The organism is Epilithonimonas arachidiradicis, assembly GCF_003610695.1.
In the GTDB taxonomy this organism is placed as follows: Bacteria; Bacteroidota; Bacteroidia; order Flavobacteriales; family Weeksellaceae; genus Epilithonimonas; species Epilithonimonas arachidiradicis.
Map to the genome: position 1 here is coordinate 14,974 of NZ_RAQH01000001.1, position 23,128 is coordinate 38,101.

At 36.3% G+C, this 23,128-nt stretch carries 23 protein-coding genes; 12 read left to right on the forward strand and 11 right to left on the reverse strand.

Annotation, left to right across the window (positions count from 1 at the left end; genetic code table 11):
* Positions 1-161: 161 nt before the first annotated feature.
* The 7 genes from paaD to BXY58_RS00115 form a co-directional block, all read right to left on the reverse strand.
* Positions 162-647: a 1,2-phenylacetyl-CoA epoxidase subunit PaaD gene (gene paaD / locus BXY58_RS00085; protein WP_120211777.1), complete on the reverse strand. Its 486-nt coding sequence runs from the start codon at positions 645-647 to the stop codon at positions 162-164.
* 129 nt (positions 648-776) lie between these two features.
* On the reverse strand, positions 777-1,556 hold the full coding sequence (gene paaC / locus BXY58_RS00090; RefSeq protein WP_229728365.1) for a 1,2-phenylacetyl-CoA epoxidase subunit PaaC: 780 nt from the start codon (positions 1,554-1,556) through the stop codon (positions 777-779).
* 66 nt (positions 1,557-1,622) lie between these two features.
* Positions 1,623-1,910, reverse strand: coding sequence for a 1,2-phenylacetyl-CoA epoxidase subunit PaaB (gene paaB, locus BXY58_RS00095; protein ID WP_063970555.1), 288 nt, complete (start codon positions 1,908-1,910; stop codon positions 1,623-1,625).
* 156 nt (positions 1,911-2,066) lie between these two features.
* A complete protein-coding gene (gene paaA, locus BXY58_RS00100) occupies positions 2,067-3,026 on the reverse strand; it encodes a 1,2-phenylacetyl-CoA epoxidase subunit PaaA (protein ID WP_120211778.1) in 960 nt (319 codons plus the stop codon).
* 150 nt (positions 3,027-3,176) lie between these two features.
* A complete protein-coding gene (gene paaE / locus BXY58_RS00105; RefSeq protein ID WP_120211779.1) occupies positions 3,177-4,259 on the reverse strand; it encodes a 1,2-phenylacetyl-CoA epoxidase subunit PaaE in 1,083 nt (360 codons plus the stop codon).
* Positions 4,260-4,349: 90 nt separating this feature from the next.
* A complete protein-coding gene (locus BXY58_RS00110) occupies positions 4,350-4,949 on the reverse strand; it encodes a TetR/AcrR family transcriptional regulator (protein WP_120211780.1) in 600 nt (199 codons plus the stop codon).
* Positions 4,950-5,097: 148 nt separating this feature from the next.
* Positions 5,098-7,179: an alpha-ketoacid dehydrogenase subunit alpha/beta gene (locus BXY58_RS00115; protein WP_425321068.1), complete on the reverse strand. Its 2,082-nt coding sequence runs from the start codon at positions 7,177-7,179 to the stop codon at positions 5,098-5,100.
* 154 nt (positions 7,180-7,333) lie between these two features.
* On the opposite strand from BXY58_RS00115, the gene BXY58_RS00120 reads away from it, so the two are divergent.
* The 8 genes from BXY58_RS00120 (at position 7,334) to guaB (ending at position 16,527) form a co-directional block, all read left to right on the forward strand.
* Entirely contained in the window at positions 7,334-8,443 is a 1,110-nt protein-coding gene (locus BXY58_RS00120) for a T9SS type A sorting domain-containing protein (RefSeq protein WP_120211781.1), read from the forward strand.
* Between the two features lie 219 nt (positions 8,444-8,662).
* On the forward strand, positions 8,663-10,051 hold the full coding sequence (locus BXY58_RS00125) for a hypothetical protein (RefSeq protein ID WP_120211782.1): 1,389 nt from the start codon (positions 8,663-8,665) through the stop codon (positions 10,049-10,051).
* Entirely contained in the window at positions 10,051-10,377 is a 327-nt protein-coding gene (locus tag BXY58_RS00130) for a nucleotide pyrophosphohydrolase (RefSeq protein WP_120211783.1), read from the forward strand. The genes BXY58_RS00125 and BXY58_RS00130 overlap by 1 nt, the downstream gene beginning before the upstream one ends.
* 74 nt (positions 10,378-10,451) lie before the next feature.
* On the forward strand, positions 10,452-11,672 hold the full coding sequence (locus BXY58_RS00135; RefSeq protein ID WP_120211784.1) for a 3-phosphoshikimate 1-carboxyvinyltransferase: 1,221 nt from the start codon (positions 10,452-10,454) through the stop codon (positions 11,670-11,672).
* Positions 11,673-12,344 carry a hypothetical protein gene (locus tag BXY58_RS00140; protein ID WP_120211785.1) on the forward strand — a complete coding sequence of 224 codons (672 nt, stop codon included), beginning with the start codon at positions 11,673-11,675 and terminating at the stop codon, positions 12,342-12,344.
* Positions 12,345-13,139, forward strand: coding sequence for an SDR family NAD(P)-dependent oxidoreductase (locus tag BXY58_RS00145; protein ID WP_120211786.1), 795 nt, complete (start codon positions 12,345-12,347; stop codon positions 13,137-13,139).
* Between the two features lie 37 nt (positions 13,140-13,176).
* Positions 13,177-14,856: a BamA/TamA family outer membrane protein gene (locus BXY58_RS00150; RefSeq protein WP_229728366.1), complete on the forward strand. Its 1,680-nt coding sequence runs from the start codon at positions 13,177-13,179 to the stop codon at positions 14,854-14,856.
* Between the two features lie 210 nt (positions 14,857-15,066).
* Positions 15,067-16,527: an IMP dehydrogenase gene (gene guaB, locus BXY58_RS00155; RefSeq protein WP_120211787.1), complete on the forward strand. Its 1,461-nt coding sequence runs from the start codon at positions 15,067-15,069 to the stop codon at positions 16,525-16,527.
* 1 nt (position 16,528) lies between these two features.
* On the opposite strand, the gene BXY58_RS00160 is transcribed toward guaB, so the two are convergent.
* Positions 16,529-16,729 (reverse strand): KTSC domain-containing protein, encoded by a 201-nt coding sequence (locus tag BXY58_RS00160; RefSeq protein ID WP_120211788.1) that lies wholly within the window; start codon positions 16,727-16,729, stop codon positions 16,529-16,531.
* 102 nt (positions 16,730-16,831) lie between these two features.
* Between BXY58_RS00160 and BXY58_RS00165 the strand changes: the two genes are divergently transcribed.
* Together BXY58_RS00165 and BXY58_RS00170 are read left to right on the forward strand one after the other, a co-directional pair.
* Positions 16,832-17,179, forward strand: a complete 348-nt coding sequence (locus BXY58_RS00165; RefSeq protein ID WP_147366779.1) for a hypothetical protein — start codon at positions 16,832-16,834, stop codon at positions 17,177-17,179.
* Between the two features lie 140 nt (positions 17,180-17,319).
* A complete protein-coding gene (locus tag BXY58_RS00170) occupies positions 17,320-18,738 on the forward strand; it encodes a T9SS type A sorting domain-containing protein (protein ID WP_120211790.1) in 1,419 nt (472 codons plus the stop codon).
* 43 nt (positions 18,739-18,781) lie between these two features.
* On the opposite strand, the gene BXY58_RS00175 is transcribed toward BXY58_RS00170, so the two are convergent.
* Entirely contained in the window at positions 18,782-19,861 is a 1,080-nt protein-coding gene (locus tag BXY58_RS00175) for a DUF4407 domain-containing protein (RefSeq protein WP_120211791.1), read from the reverse strand.
* 152 nt (positions 19,862-20,013) lie between these two features.
* Between BXY58_RS00175 and BXY58_RS00180 the strand changes: the two genes are divergently transcribed.
* Entirely contained in the window at positions 20,014-20,451 is a 438-nt protein-coding gene (locus BXY58_RS00180) for a hypothetical protein (RefSeq protein ID WP_120211792.1), read from the forward strand.
* Here the strand turns inward: BXY58_RS00180 and BXY58_RS00185 are convergent.
* Both BXY58_RS00185 and BXY58_RS00190 read right to left on the reverse strand, forming a co-directional pair.
* On the reverse strand, positions 20,441-21,385 hold the full coding sequence (locus BXY58_RS00185) for a YihY/virulence factor BrkB family protein (protein WP_120211793.1): 945 nt from the start codon (positions 21,383-21,385) through the stop codon (positions 20,441-20,443). The genes BXY58_RS00180 and BXY58_RS00185 overlap by 11 nt on opposite strands.
* Before the next feature lie 38 nt (positions 21,386-21,423).
* Entirely contained in the window at positions 21,424-21,942 is a 519-nt protein-coding gene (locus BXY58_RS00190) for a gamma carbonic anhydrase family protein (protein WP_120211794.1), read from the reverse strand.
* Positions 21,943-22,248: 306 nt separating this feature from the next.
* Between BXY58_RS00190 and BXY58_RS00195 the strand changes: the two genes are divergently transcribed.
* Positions 22,249-23,127, forward strand: a complete 879-nt coding sequence (locus BXY58_RS00195) for a NifU family protein (protein WP_120211795.1) — start codon at positions 22,249-22,251, stop codon at positions 23,125-23,127.
* Position 23,128 lies beyond the last annotated feature (1 nt).

Genomic DNA, 23,128 nt, shown 5'->3' on the forward strand with positions numbered 1-23,128 from the left:
TCTATTTTTTGAACGCAAAGTGCGCAAAGTTTTTTTAAATACTAAATGTTTTTAAGTTCGCAAAGGTACTTCGACAAGCTCAGTATAAACTACAAACTTAGTTAAGAACTCAAAGACTTATTATTAAATCTAACAGCTATAAACCATCAACTAGCAACTATTTAATGACATTTAAAATAATCAAAAGGTTCTCTGCAATCATCACATTGATACAATGCTTTGCACGCTGTGGAACCAAACTGACTTACCAAATGCGTATGTTTCGAACTACAAAGCGGACACTCGACCTCATCTGTCTTTGAGAATAAATCATCATTATTTTTTGAATAAACAGGTGGTGCGATGCCGTAAGCTTTCAGTTTTTGTTTTCCTTCTTCCGTCATCCAATCGGTGGTCCAAGCTGGACTTAATCGATTGGTCAATTTAATATTATTGAAACCCTTTTCAATCAGTTTCATTCTGATAGCCATATTAATCATCGATGTTGCTGGACAACCGGAATAAGTTGGCGTTACTACAATTTCGATCTCATCTTCATTGAGATTCACATCACGAATGATTCCCAAATCCAAAAGATTGAGAACAGGAACTTCCGGGTCAGGAACTTCTTCTAAGATTTGCCAGATATGTTCTTCTGTGACTGTCATTTTTTGTTTTTATCGCAAGTGCACAAATAATTTTGATTAATTCAATGTTTTATGTCGCAAAGGTGTACGCTATATTTTGCGACTTAAAGCAATTTTTATACACAGTTCTTGTGCCTTTGCGTAATATTTCTACCATTCCATATTAGGATAAGTGCGTTGCATCATTTGCATTTCTGCTAAGATGTAACCCATTTTCTCGGTGTGTTTTCCGTCTTTTCCGCCGGTTAATTGTCTTGATTTTGAGAAATCAACGGACAAAGTTGCTTCATTCAGGATTTCCAGAACTTTAGCTTCCCATTGGGTTCGGAACGTTCTGATATCTGGAATGCTATTTTGTTCAATTAATTCTAATTCCCAGTTGGTTGGAATGAACATTTCGTCTGTGAAATCAATTATACTTTCAACCGATTTCTGAATTTTGTTATGACTTTCTTCTGTTCCGTCTCCTAAACGAATCATCCATTCGCTGCTCCATTTTAAATGATAAGTTACTTCTTTCAAAGACTTTTCCGCGATAGAAGCGAGCTTTAAATCAGAATGATGTTTCAGTTCAGTCAATAATAGATGATGATAGGTATCAAAGAAAAACTGTCTCGCAATCGTATCTCCAAAATGTCCATTATCCCTTTCAACTAAAAGCAGATTTTTGAATTCTCGTTCGTTTCTAAGGAAAGCCAAATCATCTTCTGTTTTCCCTTCATTCTGAATTTCGGCTGCATACTGATAATAGTTAGAAGATTCTCCCAACAAATCCAGAGCAATATTCGACATTGCAATATCCTGTTCCAAGATTGGACCTTTTCCACACCATTCGCAGAGGCGCTGACCGAGTATCAGGCTGGTGTCTGCAAGATGCAGGAGATAATTAAGATAATTATTGTTCATTTTTTTGTTGAATTTTACTGTCATTCTTGATCACCCGAATTTCAAAATTAATTTTGAAATCAACCCCTAAAAGGAAGGGGAATTTTTCTATTACATATTTTTCACCTCTTCCGGAACATGGTAAAACGTTGGATGACGGTAAACTTTATCTTCCGAAGGTTCGTAAAATGCCTCGGAATCGTCAGGGTTTGTGGCGTGGATATGTTTGGATTCTACAACCCAAATGCTGACACCTTCCATCCTTCTGGTGTAAACATCGCGCGCATTTTGGATTGCCATTTCCGCATCAGCTGCGTGAAGACTGCCCACGTGTTTGTGGTCGAGACCTTGTCTGCTCCTGATAAAAACCTCCCAAAGCGGCCATTCTGTATTTTGCATAATTCCTAATTGTTGTTATTAATTTTCATCGCAAAGTCGCAAAATTTTTCTTTTTTTTGATTGTGTTATAAGTCGCAAATTTTAACTTTCGAATTAAACTTTTGCGACTTATAACATTGTTTTGTTAAAACACTTGCATCTTTGCCTTACAAAATATTACACTGTTTTTCTGTTTTGTTCTTCTCTTGATTTTCTTTTCTCGTGATAAGCGGTTGCGGCTTCTTTTACCCAAGCGCCATCATCAAAGGCTTTTTTGCGGGTTTCGATTCTTTCTTTGTTACAAAGTCCATTACCTTTGACCACTTTCCAAAACTCGCCCCAATCGATTTCTCCGAATTCATAATGTCCGGTTTCTACATTGAACTTCAAATCTGGGTCTGGAATGGTCAAGCCTAAATATTCGGCCTGTGGAACGGAAACATCTACGAAACGCTGCCTCAACTCGTCATTGGTAAAACGTTTGATTCGCCATTTCATCGAGAGTTCTGTGTTTCCAGAGTCGGCGTCTTTTGGTCCGAACATCATCAAAGTCGGCCACCACCAACGATTGAATGCATCTTGAGCCATTGCTTTCTGCTCCGGCGAACCTTGAGCCAACTTCATCATCAGCTCGTAACCTTGTCTCTGGTGGAAACTTTCTTCTTTACAAATTCTCACCATTGCTCTGGCATATGGACCATAAGAAGCACGACAAAGCGGAACTTGATTCAAAATTGCTGCGCCGTCAACTAACCAGCCGATTGCACCCATATCTGCCCAAGTCAAAGTCGGATAGTTGAAAATGCTGGAATATTTGGCTTTCCCGGAATGCAAATCGCTAATCGTTTCATCTCTTGTAACACCCAAAGTTTCGGCAGCACAATATAAATAAAGTCCGTGTCCGGCTTCGTCTTGGACTTTTGCCAACAAGATTTTTTTCCGGTTGAGTGTTGGTGCACGCGTAATCCAGTTGGCTTCTGGCAACATCCCTACAATCTCTGAATGCGCGTGCTGAGAAATCTGGCGAACCAAAGTTTTTCTGTACGCATCCGGCATCCAGTCTTTTGGTTCAATACGGATTTCGCTGTCTATTTTATTCTGAAAATGTTCTTCTAAATTGATTTCTGTTGTTTCCATAATGCTCTGGTTTAATGGAATTTTATTTAAACGCAAAGTGCGCAAAGACTTTTTTTAACTACTAGCTGTTTTAAGTTCGCAAAGGTGTAAAACTTAGCTAAGAAATACAAAATTGCATTTGACTGGCAACTGATAACTATTAACTGGCAACTATTTTATATCAAAATTCACAATCACTTCCTCCGATCTCGGATGCGCCTGGCAAGACAAGATAAATCCTGCCTCGATTTCGTCCGGTTCGAGAGAATAATTGATGTCCATTTCTACTTCGCCTTTCTCCAACTTACATTTACACGTAGCACAAACACCGCCTTTGCAGGCGTAAGGTAAATCGGCTCCGTTTTGTAAAGCGGCATCCAAAATCGTTGGTCCGTGATACGCCAAATCCAGTTTCAGAGCGGTTGCATCCAATTTCACAGTGACTTTACTAAAATTATCATCGGATTTATTAACAGCCAGCTCGTGTTCTTTTTTCTTTTCCGCAGAAGCCGCACTGAAGAATAATTCGAAATGAATTTTCTTAGCTTCAACGCCTGATTGGATTAAAGTATCTCTCACACTCAGAATCATTTCTTCTGGTCCGCAAAGGAAAACTTCATCGATTTTTTCTGCCGGAATAATATTCTTGATAAAAGATTCTGCTTTTTCAGAATTGATTCTTCCGCTCAACAAATCTGCATCTGCAACTTCGCGGCTGAGAATGTGATAAATACTCAATCGTTCCATAAAACGGTTTTTCAAAGCTTCAATTTCTTCCTTGAAAATAATCGTTCCTTTATTTTTGTTTCCGTAAATCAAAATAAACTGACTTTGAGGCTCATTTCTCAAAACAGATTTGATAATCGAAATAATCGGTGTGATGCCACTTCCTGCGGCGAAAGCAACGTACGTTTTTTTGTTTTCGGGATTAAGTTCTGTATAGAATTTTCCCATTGGCGGCATTACTTCCAGAACGTCGCCTTCTTTCAGGTTTTCATTCATAAAAGAAGAGAACAAACCTTCGGGAACTTTTTTCACAGCAACTTTTAACTCGCCTTCGCACGGACTTGCACAAATCGAATAAGAGCGACGGAGCTCCTGCTCGCCATTCATTTGTCGGAATGTCAAATATTGTCCTTGCGTGAATTTGAATTGTTCCATTAATTCAGCCGGAACATCAAAGCTCACGGAAACACAATCCGATGTTTCTTTCTTGACTTTTTTTACTTTTAAAGGATGAAAAACTACTGACATTTATTTTTAAACGCAAAGTGCGCAAAGTTTTTTGATTAACTATATGTTTTCAAGTCCGCAAAGCCGCTTACGCTTAGCTAAGATTTGAATTTAATTATTTAAACCATTCATTAGTAATGTTTTCAAATCATCTTCCAATTCCTGCGGAGTGATTTCGCGGCTTGGTTTGTACCATAATTCTATCCATCGGATTGAAGATAACATCGTGAAAAGCGCTACAGAAACATTCATTTTTTTGAATTCGCCACTTTCCATTCCTTGCTCTATGATATTCGCAAAGCTTTTTTCGTAGGATTTTCTGATTTGCTTGTATTGATTTTTCTTCTCTTCTGAAAGATATTTCCAATCGTTATTCGCTACAGAAACAGATGCTGAATCTTCAATAATCAACTGAACGTGAAGTCCGATAATTGCTCTCAACTTATCTTGAAAACTTTGATTCGTATTTTCAATTTCCTGCAACTGGGAAATGTATTGGTTTGCAATTTTGAAACAAATCAATTCCAGAATTTCATCTTTGGATTTGATGTGATTGTACATACTTGCAGCTTCCATTCCCACTTTTTCAGCCAAGTCGCGCATACTGGTTCCGCCGAAACCTTTCTCTTTGAAAAGCTTGGCTGCTTCGGATAAAATCAATTCTTTTTTATTGATTTTTATTTTTTTATCTGTAATTAAATCTAATTCCATTTTATTAATCTTGTTTATTTAACACAAAGTCCACAAAGATTTTTTTTTTGATATTATTGAAAACATTTTAAGGTTCGCAAAGGCGCTGACACTCAACTAAGATTATATTAAATAATTAATCTATCAACTGTCAACCAAAAACTATCAACTAATATTTCAATAATTGTTCTATTTCTTTAATTAATTTTTCTGTGTTCGGCAGCATTTCTTTCTCCAATTCAGAATTGATAGGAATTGCAGGAAGATTCTTCGCTCCAACTACTTTTACCGGCGCATCCAGATATCTGAAACAATTCTCATTGATCCTCGCCGCCAAACTTTGTGCAAAGCTATTACTTACAGGTTCCTCTGTCAAAACGATGCAACGGTTATGTTTTTTCACACTTTCGAAAACACGGTTTTCATCCAAAGGTGCGAGCGTTCTTAAATCGATGATTTCGATTTGATTATCAAATTCTTTCACCGCGTTTGAAGCCCAGTAAACGCCCATTCCGTAAGTGATGATAGTCAAAGTTGGTTTATCTTTTCGATTATCACAAAGTAAAACTTCTCTCGCTTTTCCAAACGGAATAATGTAATCTTCATCTGGTTCTATCGTTTTCGCAGCTTCGGTTCCTTCGATTTTTGACCAATACAATCCTTTATGTTCCAACATCACAACAGGATTTGGGTCATAGAAAGCCGCTTTCATCAAACCTTTCAAATCTGCACCTGTTGAAGGATAAGCGATTTTGATTCCTTTGATATTACACAAAACACTTTCCACCGAACTTGAATGGTAAGGTCCGCCACTTCCGTAAGCGCCAATAGGAACACGCAGAATCATCGAAACCGGCCATTTTCCATTAGACAAATAATAACTTCTGGAAACTTCGGTAAATAACTGATTCAAACCTGGCCAAATGTAATCTGCGAATTGAACTTCAACAATTGGTTTCAGTCCGACTGCGCTCATTCCAACTGTTGAACCGACAATAAACGCTTCTTGGATTGGTGTATTGAAAACTCTTTTCTCTCCGAACTGTGCTGCCAAAGTAATCGCTTCACGGAAAACACCGCCTAATCTTAAACCTACATCTTGCCCATACAATAAAGCTTCCGGATGTTTCTGCATCAATTCTCTGATGGCGAATAACGCACAATCTACCATTACGGTTGGAATTTTTCCGCTTGGAGAACGTTCTCCTTTTTCTTCGGTAATTGGTGTTGGCGCAAAATCGTGTTTGTAAGTATCTTCAGGCTTTGGGTCTTCCGCTAAAATAGCATTTTCAAAATCGATTCGTACCAGTTCAGCAACTTCTTTTTCAATGGTTTCAATTTCAGAATCTTCTATACTAAATTCTGAAAGTTTATTTCTTAATTTGATTAAAGGGTCATTCTTTGCGCATTCTTCCAAATCATCGCGGTACCATTCTTTTCTTACACCAGAAGTGTGGTGATTGAGCAAAGGAACTTTTGCATGAATCAACATTGGTCGGCGTTCTTCACGAATGATCCTGATACATTCTTTTACGGTTTCATAAGATTTAATAAAATCGGTTCCGTCGATGGTTCTGGTTTCGATGCCATTGAAACCTCTCATATATTCTGTAATATCTTGCGCACGGATTTCTTTGGCGTTGGCAGAAATATCCCATTCGTTGTCCTGGACGAGGTAAAGAATCGGCAATTGTTTCAAGGCGGCCATTTGGAAAGCTTCGGAAACTTCGCCTTCTGTGCAACTTGCATCGCCTAGAGAGCAAACCGCAATTGGTTTGTCGTCAAAATTTTCGGCGATTCCGGTTTCTTCTTTATATTTCATTCCCATTGCAATTCCCGTTGTTGGAATCGCCTGCATTCCAGTTCCGGAACTCTGGTGAATCATTTTTGGAAAATCATCCCGTCTTAAACTTGGGTGAGAATAATAAGTTCTTCCGCCGGAAAACGGGTCGCCTTTTTTTGCTAGTAGCTGAAGCATCAATTCGTAAGGCGTCAATCCAACGCCCAACAAAATTGAATCATCTCTATAATAAGGACTCACAAAATCCTGTGGTAACAATTGCATTCCCAAAGACAACTGAATCGCCTCGTGTCCGCGGGAAGTAGCGTGCACGTATTTTGAAGTGATCTTTTTCTCCTGTTCAAACAAATCGCTCATTGTTTTGGCCGTAAACATCAATCGATAAGCCGATTTTAGTAAATCAGTCAGGCTAATTTCTTTGTTTAAAAAATGTTTTTTGGTCATTTCCATATTTAAACATTTGACATTCAATTTATTATTCTCAGTTTTAATCATTGAATGTGATTTATCCAAAAATACACTTTTTTATTAAACTAACAAATGTTAGTTAGTTTTAGACTGTCATAAATTTGGTTAAATTTGCGCCAACAAAAAATAATAGCCTATGAAAATAAAATTAACAGCTTTGATGCTTGTGGGATTTTTGACGTTTTTAAAATCTCAGATTGTCAACATTCCTGACGCCAACTTTAAAGCTTATTTGGTTGGCAATCCACAAATCAATACTAATAATGACAATCAGATTCAGGTTAGTGAAGCCATCGCTTTTACAGGAACGGTTTCTTGCAATGGAAGAAACATTATCAGTTTAACTGGAATTGAAGCTTTTGTGAATATCACAAGTCTTTCTTTGACGCAAAATCAAGTTACGAATCTTGACATTTCGAAGAATACGTTATTGACTTATTTGGACTGCAGTGTCAATCAACTAACGAGTTTGGACATTAGTAAGAATTTAGCCTTGAAAAATCTTTGGTGTTTCAATAATCAGATAACAAATCTGGATGTTACGAAAAACACCAATCTGATACAATTAGCTACTTACAAAAATCCGTTAACAACGCTTAACGTAACACAAAATTACGCTTTGCAGATTTTAATTTGTTATGAAAACCAGCTTACTAATTTGGATGTAACTAAAAATTTAGCTTTGAAAGAATTGTATTGTTACAGAAATCAAATCATCAGTTTGGAATTGAACAATAATTTGCAATTAACTAAATTATCCTGCGACGAGAATAAACTTGAATTCTTAGATTTAAGCAAGAATTCTGCTTTAACGGATGTTTGGTGCGACCAAAATCTAATAAGAATATTGAATCTGAAAAATGGTCAAAATCCTAAAATCATTAATCTCGATGCTACTAATAATGGGAACGAGACCTGTATCATCGTAGACAATGTTGCTAACGCCTATTCTTACAGTGGCTGGAAAAAGGATGTCACAGCAGGTTACGATTTGTATTGTACTTTAACTGTTAACGAAACTTCTAAAAAGGAAATATTAATGTTTCCAAATCCAGCAAAAGATATTCTCAACTTTTCAGAAGAAATTTCAAATATTAGAATTTCTGATCTTTCTGGAAAAGTCATCAAACAAATTTCCAATTCTGAAAAATTAATTAATGCTTCAAAGCTCTCTAAAGGAACTTACATCATCACTGCAACTTCCAAATCTGGCGAATTGATTAATAAGAAATTTATAAAAGAGTAAATTCTACTTATAAATATTATATCCTTTCAACAGTTGGAAGGATTTTTTGTTTAATATGATTAAAATATCTTTGCCTTCACAAAATAAAAATTTAAATTTTGTAGTTTTGAACATTAAACAAGATAAATGAAACGCCAACTTTCAAAACTTCTTTAATATTATTAATAAAAACAATTATTGGCGTTCCATCTGATCGTTAAAAAAGATAAATAAGAATAGATGAAAATTAAAATACTTTTTGGAATTGCATTTTGGTCGCTTTTGCTTTTAGCAGGTTGTAATCGAGATGATATTTCTTTTGATTCTCCTACCCAACTTTTGAGATTCTCTACCGATACTGTTTTTTGCGATACAGTTTATAATCAAATGCGTTCGGAAACATATGCTGTTAAGGTTTATAACAATGAAAATAAGGATGTTCTGATTCCAAGAATTGCCTTGGAAGGTGGAAGTGGATCTCTTTATAGAATCAATGTGGATGGAAAAGTCGGAACAAGTTTCGAAAATATAGCTTTGAGAAAAAAAGACAGTCTTTATGTTTTCGTAGAAATTGCGCCTATTGCAAACGCTCCGGAAGCAATTGCAGAAGACAAAGTGGTTTTCAATACGCCAGCAGGTGAACAAAAAGTAACGCTTCTTTCTGTGGTTCAAGATGCAGAATATTTTATCAAAACGGATACAAATCCTAACATCATTTCCGAAAATACCACTTGGACAAAGGATAAAGTGAAAGTCATTTTTGGAGATTTGACTATTGCTGAAGGTAAAACTCTGACAATGGAACAAGGAACGAAAGTCTATTTCCGCAAAAACAGTGGAATGAATTTCGCGAAAAATTCTGGATTAATTGTGAATGGAGCTTTAGGCGAAGAAGTCATTTTCCGAGGCGATAGAAGTGACACGAAGTATGACACTCTCCCCGCCAACTGGAACGGAATCAAAATGGAAGAAGGTTCACTTCTTAATATGAATTACGCCAGAGTTTTCGGTGGGAATGTTGGCTTACAACTCAAAAAAAATACGGCAACAATTAATAATTCTATTTTCCATACATTTCAAAGTGTAGGCGTTTATGGAATACATTCCAAAATTACAATGAACAATGTTGTGATGAACAACTGCGGTGAAGCTGATCTTGCATTTGCTGCTGGTGGAGATTATACACTTAATTATTGTACGATTGCTAATTACTGGAATTTGAATCCTTCGATGTCTGCTTTGGGAATCTATGCAAGTGATATTTGGGAAAATGAAAATGGCGAACCTGAAATTGGAGATTTTAAATTAAATGTCAACAACTCAATTGTCTACGGAGATATCCCAGATATGATTTCAATTAATAAATCTAATGGAAATGTCTTAGCTTTTGAATATGAATTCAGAAATTCATTATTGAAATTCACATCTAATTCTGGTTTAACCATTGGTAATACTAATACCGCCAACGAAGACCCACAATTCCAGAACTATTTTACTCAAAAAATGAATCTTAGAGTTAAATCCGATTCGCCAGCAAGAGGAAAAGGAGTTGGAACAAATAGTATTACCACAATGGATATCGTTGGTAATCCTAGAACTGGTCTTCTCACAATTGGAGCTTATCAGTAATGGAAATCATAACGCTACAAAATCAGGTTGATGAATGGATAAAAACCATTGGTGTCCGCTATTTCAATGAGTTGACTAATATGGCAATGCTAACGGAAGAAGTTGGCGAAGTTGCCAGAATCATTGCCAGAAGATACGGCGAGCAATCTGAAAAGGAATCTGATAAATCCAAAGATTTAGGAGAAGAATTAGCCGATGTTCTTTTTGTGACGCTTTGTTTAGCGAATCAAACCGGAACAGATTTACAGTCAGCATTTGATAAAAAAATGAAAGTTAAAACTGATAGAGACAAAGACCGACATCAGAATAATGAAAAATTAAAATAGTGAGAGGTAAAATGTAAGAAGTCAGAAGTTTTTATTGACCTTTTACATTTTTACTTTTCACATCTCACAAAACTATGATATTAAAAAAATCAGAATTAATAGACGGAAAAAATATACAAATTACCGGTTCGAAAAGTATTTCGAACCGTCTTTTGATTTTAGGGAAATTGTTTGGGAATATTGATATGCTCAATCTTTCCAATTCTCAGGACACCACTTTGTTGAAAAAAGCTTTGGAATCTGATTCCGAAACCATTGATATCCATCACGCTGGAACGGCAATGCGATTTTTAACTTCTTATTACTCGATTTTTGAAGGTAGAAAAACCATTTTGACAGGTTCTGACCGAATGAAAAATCGTCCCATCAAACCTTTGGTAGATGCGCTTCAGTCGCTTGGTGCAGACATTACTTATCTCGAAAAAGAAGGCTATCCGCCGTTGCAAATCATTGGAAAAAAAATTGAAAAAGATTCGGTTAAAATTTCAGCCAATGTTTCAAGCCAGTTTTTAACTTCTTTGATTTTAATCGGAGGAAAATTAGAAAATGGATTGACTTTAGAATTGGAAGGCGAAATCACGTCTCGTCCTTATCTTGAAATGACTTTAAAAATCCTAAACGAAATCGGAATCAAGTCGCATTTCGCTGAAAACACAATCGAAATCTTACCTCATCCGGAAAATGCAAGAATCGAACATTACGAAGTAGAAAGCGACTGGTCTTCAGCTTCCTATTTTTATTCTTTGGCAGCAATTGGTAGAAAATCTATCAATCTTAGAAGTTATCACACATTGTCTTTGCAAGGTGATAGCGTAATTAAGGAAATCTACTGGAAATATTTCGGAATTAATACGGTTTCGGATTATGCAGAAAACTCGATTTCGCTTTTGCCAGAACCAGCTTTCGAATATCCTGAATTGATTTATTTGGATATGAACGATTGTCCGGACATCGCTCAAACACTTTGTGTGACGGCGACGGCATTGAAAATCCCTTTTGTCATCACAGGACTTCACACTTTGAAAGTGAAAGAAACAGATAGATTGGTGGCGCTTCAAAATGAATTATTGAAAATCGGTGGAAAAACACATATTACAGTTGAGAAAATTGAATCTTGCGAATTCATAGAGCCTGAAGAAAACATTTCTATCGCCACTTACAATGACCACAGAATGGCGATGGCATTTGCGCCGTTTGCTTTAGTCAAAGAACTTAATATCGAAAACGAAGATGTTGTAGAAAAATCTTATCCTGAATTTTGGGAGGATTTTGAGGAGGTTACCAAATCAAACTAAATGAAATATCTCTTTTCTTTTTTAGCCTTAATACTTTGTTCAATTCTCCAATCTCAGGAATTGAAAGATTTCGCAATTCCAAAAACTTATGAAAAAATCTTGGAAATAAAAGGCGACCTCGACAAAGATGGAAAAGATGAAGTCGTGATGGTTTTTAACACGGATAAAATCATCAACAAAATTTCGGAAGGATTGGAAAGGAAACTCTACATTCTGAAAAATATTAATGGTAAATTAAAAATTTGGCAAGAGAATTCTAATCTGCTTTTCGATAGTAAAGAAGGATTTTACCCGGAAAGCAATGAATTAGAGTTGACCATCAAGAATAATTGTTTGGTGATTTTTCAATCTTATTTCTCAAATTCCCGACACACAGTGACTTCAAAAAATACATTCAGATTTCAAAATGGCGATTTCTATCTGATTGGTGCTTTGGTCAAATTTGATGATACCTGCGAATTTAATTTCTCCAGCGAAATCAATTTTTCAACTGGCAAAGTGATTGTCGATGACCAGTATTCTGATTGTGACAGTGGATACGAAAGAGAAGTTCCGAAAAATTACTATAAAGAATTCACGTACAAAATTCCCAAATTGATAAAAATGAACGACTATAAAATGGGAAAGAATGAAATCAAAATCCCTAATTCAAAAAAATCATTTTATTACTAAATGTCTAAAACAATCATCATCACAGGCGCTTCATCCGGAATTGGATTTGCCTTGGCAGAATATTTCGGTAAGAAAGGAAACAAAGTTTACGGATTAAGCAGAAAAGTCGTAAGCTCCGATTATTTCGTTTCGATTCCAACAGACATTACTGAAAAAGACCAAATCAATAACGCCATTTCAGAAATCCTGAAAACAGAAACCAGAATCGATGTTCTGATTAATAATGCAGGAATGGGAATGGTTGGCGCAGTGGAAGATTCTACGAAAGAAGATATTTCGAAGTTATTCAACCTTAATTTGATTGGTTCAGTTCAGATGATGACGGCTGTTCTTCCAAAGATGAGAGAACAGAAATTCGGAAAAATCATCAACGTTTCCAGCATCGGTTCCGAAATGGGATTACCTTTCAGAGGATTTTATTCCGCTTCCAAATCTGCATTAGACAAAGTGACGGAAGCAATGCGTTACGAAGTTTATCCTTGGAACATCCACGTTTGTTCACTCCATTTGGGCGACATCAAAACGAATATTGCAGAAAACCGTGTCAAAACAAAAGTTTCAGATGCTTATAAAATTGTCTTTGATAAAGTTTATTCTCTAATGAATTCTCACGTTGGCGACGGAACAGAACCTTTGGATGTGGCAGTTTATGTGGAACAGCTTTTAGGAAAGTCAAAATGGAAAGCCCACTATTATTTTGGGAAACTCGGGCAGAAAATTGGCGTTCCTTTGAAATGGATTCTTCCTCAGAATACTTATGAAAATCTGATGAAGAAGTATAATAAAATGGATTGATTTTCTGTTATATAACCACAAAAGTCACAAAAGAATAATGTTAAAGAAGTTCGATATATCAAGAAAAAAAAAGATAGAAATCGAAGACAATTTCTTTTGTAATCTTTTGAAAAACATAACATTTATATTCTTCTTTTGTGCCTTTTGTGGTTTAATCAACGCACAGAAAAAAGAATATTGGCTCATCGACAAAGAAACCAACGTAAAAAAAATCGTTTCTGATTCGGCTAAAGCTGTCAAATTTCTGGATTCTTTGGCAGAGAACTCTTACTTCTTTACAGAACTGAAAGACGTCAAAAAAATAGACAATCGGACAGAAATCTATTATGACAAAGGCCCCAATTTCAATCAGGCTAAAATCCAATTTTCAGATTCTTTAGTTACAGATTTGAAGTTTCAAAAGAATGAGATTTACACCAAAAATTTAGATTCACTCAAGAAAAATATTAATCAAAAATATCGGGATAAAGGTTTCGCTTTCAACCGTGTGAAAACCAAATTCCGGAAAATGGAAAATGGAATCCCATCGGTTAAAATATCAGTTGTTCCGGCTTCCCAAAGAAAAATTGATGGTATTGTTTTTAAAGGCTATACACGTTTACCGAAACAATTCGTTAAAAATCTCAACAAGCAATATCTTGGTAAAAACTATGATGACAGGAATTTGGTTTCTATGAATCAATCTTTGCAGAATCATCAATTTGTGTCGTTGGAAAAGCCGCCTCAGACATTATTTACCAAAGATTCCACGCAGGTTTTTCTCTTTACTCAGAAAAGGAAAACAAACACTTTTGACGGAATGATTGGTTTCGGAAATGATAAAACCGAAAAATTCACTGTCAACGGAACTTTGAATGTCCAAATGAAAAATATGTTCAACAGTTTCGAAAGCATCGGCGTTTACTGGCAAAGAAATCCAGATAAAGGTCAGACTTTTGATATGCAAACCGACATTCCTTACACGTTTGGAAGCAACGTCGGCTTGAATGTCAATGTCAATATTTTCCGCCAAGATTCCACTTTTGCGAATGTCAAATTTTTGCCTGCAGTTTATTATCATCTTTCTCCGAAACAAAAACTCGGTCTCAAAGGAACTTTCGAGTCTTCTGCGATTCTAGATTCACTTTACACGAGCGGTCGCGATTACAGCAAAAAAGGGATTGGCGTTTATTATCAATATCAGGAAGGGAGCGATATTCCGTTGTTTATTAACAAAAGCAATATCCGTTTGGAAGCTGATTTCCTGAAAACGACTTACGATGATACGCAGGAAAAATTTGATCAAATTAGGTATTTTCTTTTTGCAGAACATAACTTCAACTTATCCGGAAATCACTTTCTCAATATCAAAGGAGAATCTGCTTTGCTCAGTTCCAAAAACGAATTATCGACAAACGAACTCTTTCGGTTTGGAGGCTGGAATTCACTTCGAGGTTTTAATGAACAAAGTCTTGTCAGCGATTTTTATGCTTTTGCCGGCGCCGAATATCGTTACCTCGTCAATGATCAAGCCTTTTTTGATCTCTTTGCGCAGTACGGACAAATGTCCAATAAAGCCCTCGGAATCACGCCAAAACTCTACAGTTTAGGTTTAGGTTTCAACTTTTTCCTTCCTGTTGGTTTGATGAGTTTTCAGATTTCCAACGGAAACGAATTTGGGAATCCTTTCAAATTCAACGAAATAAAAATACATTGGGGAATCCTCAGTCGATTCTAAAATTTTTGGGAGCCGGGAACCTGCTGTCCACTATATCTTTTGCAAAATCCAACCGAATCCAAAGCTATTTTTGCAAAAGGATGCCGTTCCCATCAGGGCTAGGATATTCGTCATCCAATCATCATTTCTCTGAATATTAATTATTTATCAAATAAATTACGATATTTTCAAATTCAATAAAAATAACTTAATTTTGCAAAGAAAGTAAAGATGTCTATTCATAACAAAATTGTAGAGACAGCCATCACTTTCGATGACGTGCTTCTAGTCCCTTCTTATTCAGAAGTTTTACCTAATCAGGTTTCCCTAAAATCAAGACTTACAGACAAAATTTCGCTTAATGTTCCAATTGTTTCCGCTGCTATGGATACGGTTACGGAGGCTGATTTGGCAATCGCATTAGCAAGAGTTGGCGGTTTGGGTTTTATTCACAAAAATATGACAATTGCAGAGCAGGCTGCGCAGGTCAACAGTGTAAAACGTTCCGAAAACGGAATGATTGCAGACCCAGTCACTTTGTCAAAAGATCATACTTTGGCTGAAGCGAAAGCTTTGATGGCAAATTACAAAATCTCTGGACTTCCCGTTGTAGATAAAAATAATTACCTTATCGGGATCATTACCAACCGTGATGTGAAATATCAGGAAAACCTTGATATTAAAGTTGAGGAAATTATGACCAAAGAAAACCTCATTACTTCTGATAAAAACACAAATCTCGAAAAGGCGAAAGAGATTTTGCTTAAAAATAGAATAGAGAAACTTCCAATTGTTGACAAGAAAAATAAATTGGTTGGATTGATTACAATCAAAGACATTGATAATCAATTGGAATATCCGAATGCCAACAAAGACCAAAACGGAAGACTAATTGTTGGAGCTGGCGTTGGTGTTGGCGAAGATACGATTGAAAGAATTACTGCATTGGTAAAAGCTGGTGTTGATATTGTTGCCATAGATTCAGCTCACGGCCATTCGAAAGGGGTTTTGGATAAAATCTCTGAAATCAGAAAAACTTTCCCAGACTTAGATATTGTTGGTGGAAATATTGTAACCGCTGATGCAGCAAAAGATTTGATAAAAGCTGGAGCCAACGTTCTGAAAGTTGGTGTTGGGCCAGGTTCAATCTGTACAACCAGAGTTGTTGCCGGAGTTGGTGTTCCGCAACTTTCTGCAATCTATAACGTTTACGAATTTGCTAAAAAGAAAAATGTAGCAGTTATTGCTGATGGTGGAATAAAATTATCCGGAGATATTGTAAAGGCAATCGCAAGCGGTGCTGGAGCAGTAATGTTAGGTTCTCTTCTAGCTGGAACTGATGAAGCTCCGGGAGAAGAAATTATTTTCCAAGGAAGAAAATTTAAATCTTACCAAGGAATGGGTTCACTTTCAGCTATGAAACGCGGTGGAAAAGAGCGTTATTTCCAAAGTGAAGCTAAGAAATTCGTCCCAGAAGGCATCGAAGGAAGAGTTCCGCACAAAGGAAAACTGGAAGATGTAATTTTTCAATTAACTGGAGGTTTAAGAGCCGGAATGGGTTATTGTGGTGCGAAAGATATCGAAGCGTTGCAAAAAGATTCAAAACTGGTAATGATAACAGGAAGCGGATTGAAAGAATCTCATCCACACGATGTGATTATTACGCAAGAAGCGCCGAATTATTCTTTGTAATTCAATCGCTGATTTTCTTGAATTTGAATTTTGGTTTAATCACTTTATTCAGATAAATTCCTTTTGAGAAAGCCGATTTGAATTCATCAAAAATTTTCTGAGACACATTCAGATAATCATAAACTGCTCCGGATTGGTAAACGATCCGGAGTATTTTTTTATCCTCGAGATAATTGTAAGTGTTGACAACTGACGAAGGCATAATTTCTTAATTACAAAAAATATTCCTATAAATCATTAAAAAACAAAAACTTTGGTGTCAAGTTTGATGATAATTTTATAATTTTGCAGCGTTATTAAACCAATGAAGAAGAACACACTTTTCCCATTATTATTCTTAACCGTTTTTGTTCTCGGAATGCTTTCTTTCACTTCTAATAAGAAAGTGATAGCCGTTGTTTTCAACAAAGAAATGACAAGACAAGATTTGATGAGTCTTCAGAAAAATCTGAAGGACAAAAACATCATTCTGGTATTTAACAAAATGAAATTCACTAAGAATCGATTGAGTTATATCGATTTCAGTATCGATTTTGGGGATGGTTTTTCGGGAACGTCAAAATCTGTGATTACAAAAAATACAGAAATCGGTTTTATGCGAGACTATAATGATAATGCCGAGCAGCCTTTTGTTGTCGGTAATTTAAAATAAAGCTTCCCAAACCGGAAGCTTTTTTATTGTCTAAATTTTTGATTTCAAAACAATTTTTTCGCGTCAGAATAAAAAAATACCTTGAAAAAGGTATTGTCGTGATTTTTACCGTAGCCTAAATTTGATCAAAATTTAACGCTATGAAAAATCTTTTACTTTCAGCAATTTTATTTTTCGGAATATTATCATTCATTAATGCTCAATCATTAGATAATTCTTTCGGTACAAATGGCACTGTAACCCATAACGGCATCGGAAACTATTTTAATGCAACCGAATTGCCCGACGGCAACGTAATCCTAAGCGGAGATTACGAAACTCAGTCTATATCACAAGCCGTTATTACGAAACTGAAACCGGATGGCAGTGTGGATACATCGTTTGGCACAGGAGGAAAATATGTCATAGATCAATATTCTGATTCTGATTATTACGAAACCTTTTCACCAGCAATTGTTCAGCCAGACGGAAAACTGGTGGTTCTATACGCTGCAGAATACGATAATGGTATAGATGAGGAAACGGTTTCAATAAAGCTGATTCGTCTCAATGCCAATGGTACTTTGGACAACAATTTCTCCGGATACAGTGCTCAAAACCTATTAGAGGATGATTATCCTTATGGTATTTTCCGATTGCAGTCTGGCAAGATTCTAATGTATGGAGAGAATTATATTATGCGCTTCAACGAAAATGGAACTTTGGATACCAGTTATGCTAATAATGGTGTCAGAACGATCTCATTCGAGATAGGCGAGTTGCAAATAATGGGAACATCACTATATCTACACGATTATTGGGGTAAAAGATTAGTAAAATTAGAGAACGAGACTACAACCAATACCAGTATTTACAATCTGCCACAAAACTCGTCATTTTATATTACTAATACTCACGTTTATATTCATGACACTACTAATTCTTTTAGTCAAATCATTAAGCTGGACGCCAATTTGAATCCTGTCAATAGTTTTGGAGTTAATGGCGTAGCAACCTTCAATACATATGTGGGCAATGAATTAGTTTTCCAGCCACAAGGAAGTATTCTGGCTCAAAAATATAGCGCAGAATATGATAATAACAATAATATTGTGAGTACCAACAAAGAATTTATGAGAATAAATCCGGATGGTTCTTTGGATTCTACTTTCGGGAATTCTGGTATTTACAGCATTAATATCCCTGAAAATTCGCCTTATGATTATCACAGTGATGATTACATCCATTCTAATGGGAAGCTATATCATCTATTCTATAATAAGGATTGGACTATTAACAGTATTTATATCAAAAGAAGCAGTTTGCCAAATGAAATTCTTGCTGTGAGCAATTACGATTCAAAAAAAGCTGTCAGAATTATTCAGAATCCTGTGGGAGAAAATCTCGAATTATCTGATAAGATCACTAATGCTAAAATATATGATATTAGCGGAAAAGTGACAGGAATCACCTTTGATGGAAAACAAATCTCTATTGGCCATCTAAAATCCGGTGTTTACATTATCGATGCAAGATCAGAATCAGGCGACAAAGTCAATCTTAAGTTTATCAAAAAATAGCTAAAAAAAAATAGAAGCTTCCAGATTTTTGGAAGCTTCTATTTTATGTATTATTTCGTTTTCTTTCTTTCCTGACTTTCAGGTCATCTTCAAAATCATCAATCCTGTAATCGGTTAACGAATTTCCTTTAGTAATTTTTTCTTTAGAATAAAGTTTAAATTCATTCTCCGTTTTCTCCAAAAGATAATCATAAGGTCCAACCGAAGAAATTAGTTTAATCAAAACCGGCGAAATTTCCAGGCAGACAAACAGTCCCATAATGAAACTTGCAGCCAAAGCGATGATGGCTGAATTCTTACCTAACTCATCCAAAGCCTGCAATCTCGCAGCAAATCCATTGAACTTGTCTTCAATACCTTCTGTTGATTTCCTTTCGGTTTCAAGATTAGAATAAACTTTGGAAATTTCGGTGTCCAGATATTGCAGTCTCGGCTGCATTTGTTTTTGATAATTTTCCAGGTCAGCTCGTTTTTGTTCCTTCAGTTCGGCTTTTCTTTTAGCATTGGTTCCGTAACCGACTTTTCCGCTGGTTAAGCCAGATTGCTTACCAAGAATTTCTTTTTCTAATTCAACAGAAGCAGAATCATAAGCTATCTGATAATTTTTAATCTGATTTTGTATTTGTTTCTTTTCCAAATCAAAAGGTCCAGATTGTTGCAGAATTCTACCGCTCATTTCTGCCTGCAATTGTTTTTTATTCCTTTGAATAATCGTATTCAGTTGTTTATTAACTTCTTTCTCAAAAATTTTCAATTCCAAAGGTTTTGAAATAATAATGCCGAGAAATGTTGCTAAAATCAAACGCGGAATAGTCATCAGAATTTGATTCCACCAGGTTCCGGTTTTCTTAATTGAGGAAACAATATAACGGTCAAGATTGAAAATCATTAATCCCCAAAGGATTCCAAATCCAACTGATGCCCAAAGGTTATCAAAAACCGTGAACATTGCATATCCTGCAGATAATGTCGCAAAAACTGCTGTGAACAAAACAATTCCACCGATTCCGGCAAATTTGTTCCATTCGGAAGGCGATTTTTTCAGCAGATGAATATTCCCTCCGGAACAAATCATCAGAAAATGCTGAAACCAATTCATTTTATGTGTGTTAGTATTTTTCATTTAATTACAATTCATCATAATTTGTCATTTAAAACGTTAATTTGTTACAAATAGTATTAGGCTTTACCTAATAACTAAATTCATACCATTTTATTTCTGCAATTATTAAATTTATAGGCATTATATTTGATAACCGATTTTAAAAATAATTTATGAAAAATCTATTGTTCTTAGCCGCTATTGCAACAATTTCATTCTCTTGTAAATCAACCATGACACCAGATAATCTCCCAAAACCTCTTCCTGAAAGGCCAAAAGAAAATCCGGATAATGCAAGTCTGACACAGCAGGAAGCGCAGGAAATGGAAAATTTAAAATCAGAAATTCTCGCAATGGCAAAAAGTGAAAAATGCACCAATTCCGCTGATTGGAAATCAGTTGGTCTAGGTGTAAAAGCTTGCGGTGGACCAGTTTCTTATATTGCTTATTCGACAAAAATAGATGAAGCCAAGTTTCTTGAAAAAGTTAATTTGTATAATCAGAAATCAACAGAATATAATAAAAAATACAACCTGGTGTCAGATTGTATGTTGATATTACCACCCGAAAAAATCGAGTGTGAAAACGGAAATCCTGTCTTTAAATATTAGAATCCGAATTCTGAGGCGTAATCTTTTGCGCTTCAGAATCTCTGTATAATTTTTCTTTACTCCATTTGGCGTGTTTGGAAGGAACGATGGTGTGCCCTTTTCTATAGGCATAAATCTTGGTAAACTCTGCTCCGAAAAATATCAATTGACAAGAATAATTAATCCACATCATCAATAGGATCACAGTTCCCGCTGCACCGAAAATGGAAGTTGGCTTAGAAACATCGAAGTAGAAACTCATCAGCATTTTTCCAAGATTGAAAAGTAAAGCAGTTACTATTGCGCCAATCCACACAGATTTCCATTTGATTTCCACATCGGGCAACACTTTGAACATAAAAGCAAACAAAACTGTTACAATAGCCAATCCCAGAATAAAATTACTTGCCTGGATAATCACATAAGTTTCCAATCCGAAATATTGCGTAATCAAATTATTGGCGAGTCCAATTAAGGAAGATAAAAGCATACTTATAAGAAGAAGAAAGGCAATAATTAGAATCATCCCAAGGGAATTGGCTCTATCCAGAATAAATTTTTGCCAGGCTTTTTTAGGAGCTGCTTCCACATCCCAAAGATTGTTGAGTGTACTTTGCATCTGGAAAAATAAGCTGGTGGCACCAAAAACCAAAGTCCCGACACCAAGCGCTTTCATCCAGAAATTCTGCTTATCAACCATTGCGCTTTTGATAATATCCTGAATGCTTTTGGCGCCGTCATATCCCATTATGCCTTGCAGTTGTCTTCGGATTTCACCATTCACAGCTTCTTCGCCAAAGAAATGTCCCGCAACCCAAATCACGATAATCATCAAACCAGGCAAAGAAAATATCGCATTATAAGCCATACTGGCGCTATCCTTGGCCGCAGTTGAAGACATCCATTCGTTGAAGGTTTGTTTGAGAACTTCCCAAAAAGAGTTAAGTTTTTTCATTCCTTAATTTTCTTGGGAGATTCAATCTTTGTACCAACTTAGTCTTCTTTGTACCAGCTGGAGTATTTAACATAATTATTAGCGATTCTGTCAATCTCGCCTGTAATCAGGTTTTGGGAAACGTCTTTCACTTTTTTTGCCGGGACGCCCGCCCAGATTTCGCCTTCTTTTATAACCGTATTCGCTGTCACAACTGCGCCAGCCGCAACTATCGAATTACTTTCTATGATGCAGTCATCCATTACAATGGCGCCCATCCCTATCAGGACATTATCTTTTATGGTACAGCCGTGGACAATTGCATTATGACCAATCGATACATTATTCCCAATCGTGGTCGGACTTTTCTGATACGTACAATGTATCATCGCATTGTCCTGAACATTCACTTTATCGCCCATTTTGATGAAATGAACATCGCCTCTCAAAACCGCATTGTACCAAATACTGCAGTCCTTCCCCATCGTCACATCGCCGATAATCACTGCGGTTTCTGCCACAAAAGTATTCTCTCCGAGCTGAGGCGTCTTGCCTAAAAGTTCTCTAATAATTGCCATATTTTATAATTGATAATTAATAAATGATAATTGATTTTCTGAGTGGTATTTATTCGGGCGCCTTTATCCGTCCTCCACTCCCGCTTTTTTATTTTTCCAAAGAAAAAATAAAAAGAGCTCCGTTCAGGCCGGGGCGCAATTCCAAATTCTGTACAAATTTCGTGTACCAATCGACGGAAATCAGTCTCATAGAAAAAATCGAAAATCCACAAAGCTTCTCATAATCAAAACTTAACACAACATTGGGATTTGTCAGCTTTTTTCTTCCACCAAATTACGATATTTTTGTAGTTCAATATACTTAAAATGAGAGAAATCATTATAGAACCTACGGAAAACAAAAAAGTGATGAAGTTCGTTACGGACTACACTTTGATTCCCGGTTCATTGGAACTGGACAGAGACTCTGACGTTTCCGAAATTCCGTTAGCTCAGGAATTGTTCAACTATCCTTTTGTAAACAGGATTTTCATCACTGCCAACTTTATTGCGGTAGCGAAAGAAGATACGGTAGAATGGGAACACGTGGCAGAAAGCCTGAAGAACATCATCGAAGACGAATTGCTTGCGAATCCAAGAATCTATCTTCAGAAAAGAAAAGAAGCTTACCAAATTTATTCGGAGATGACCCCGAATCCTGCCGTGATGAAATTCATCTCCAGCAAGATGCTTATGGACGGTTTTATCGAAGTGAAATCTAAGGAAGAATCCGATGAAGTGCCTTTGGCAAAAGAATTATACGACGCTTTTGATTTTGTGAAGGAAGTGTATGTGAGTGACAATTTCGTAGCCGTAACCAAGGATGAGCAATTCCAATGGCACGAGATTATGAATCAGGTTCGTTCTTTCATCGCCGAATTTCTACAAACCGGAAAAAAGATTTCTAATCTGGAACCGCATCAGCACGAGAATCCTGTTCTGAAAATCATCAACAGAGAATATACGGACGATGAGCAAAAAATCAGCGACATCCTGAACGAATATGTGGCGCCAGCTGTGGAAAATGATGGCGGAAAAATCTCACTGATCGAATACGACGGCGAAAATAAAACCGCAAGAATGCTGCTTCAGGGCGCGTGCAGCGGCTGTCCGTCTTCTACAGCGACTTTGAAAAACGGCATCCAAAGTATTCTGAAACAATTCGTTCCGGAATTGGTGGAGAATGTGGAAGCAGTAAACGGATAAT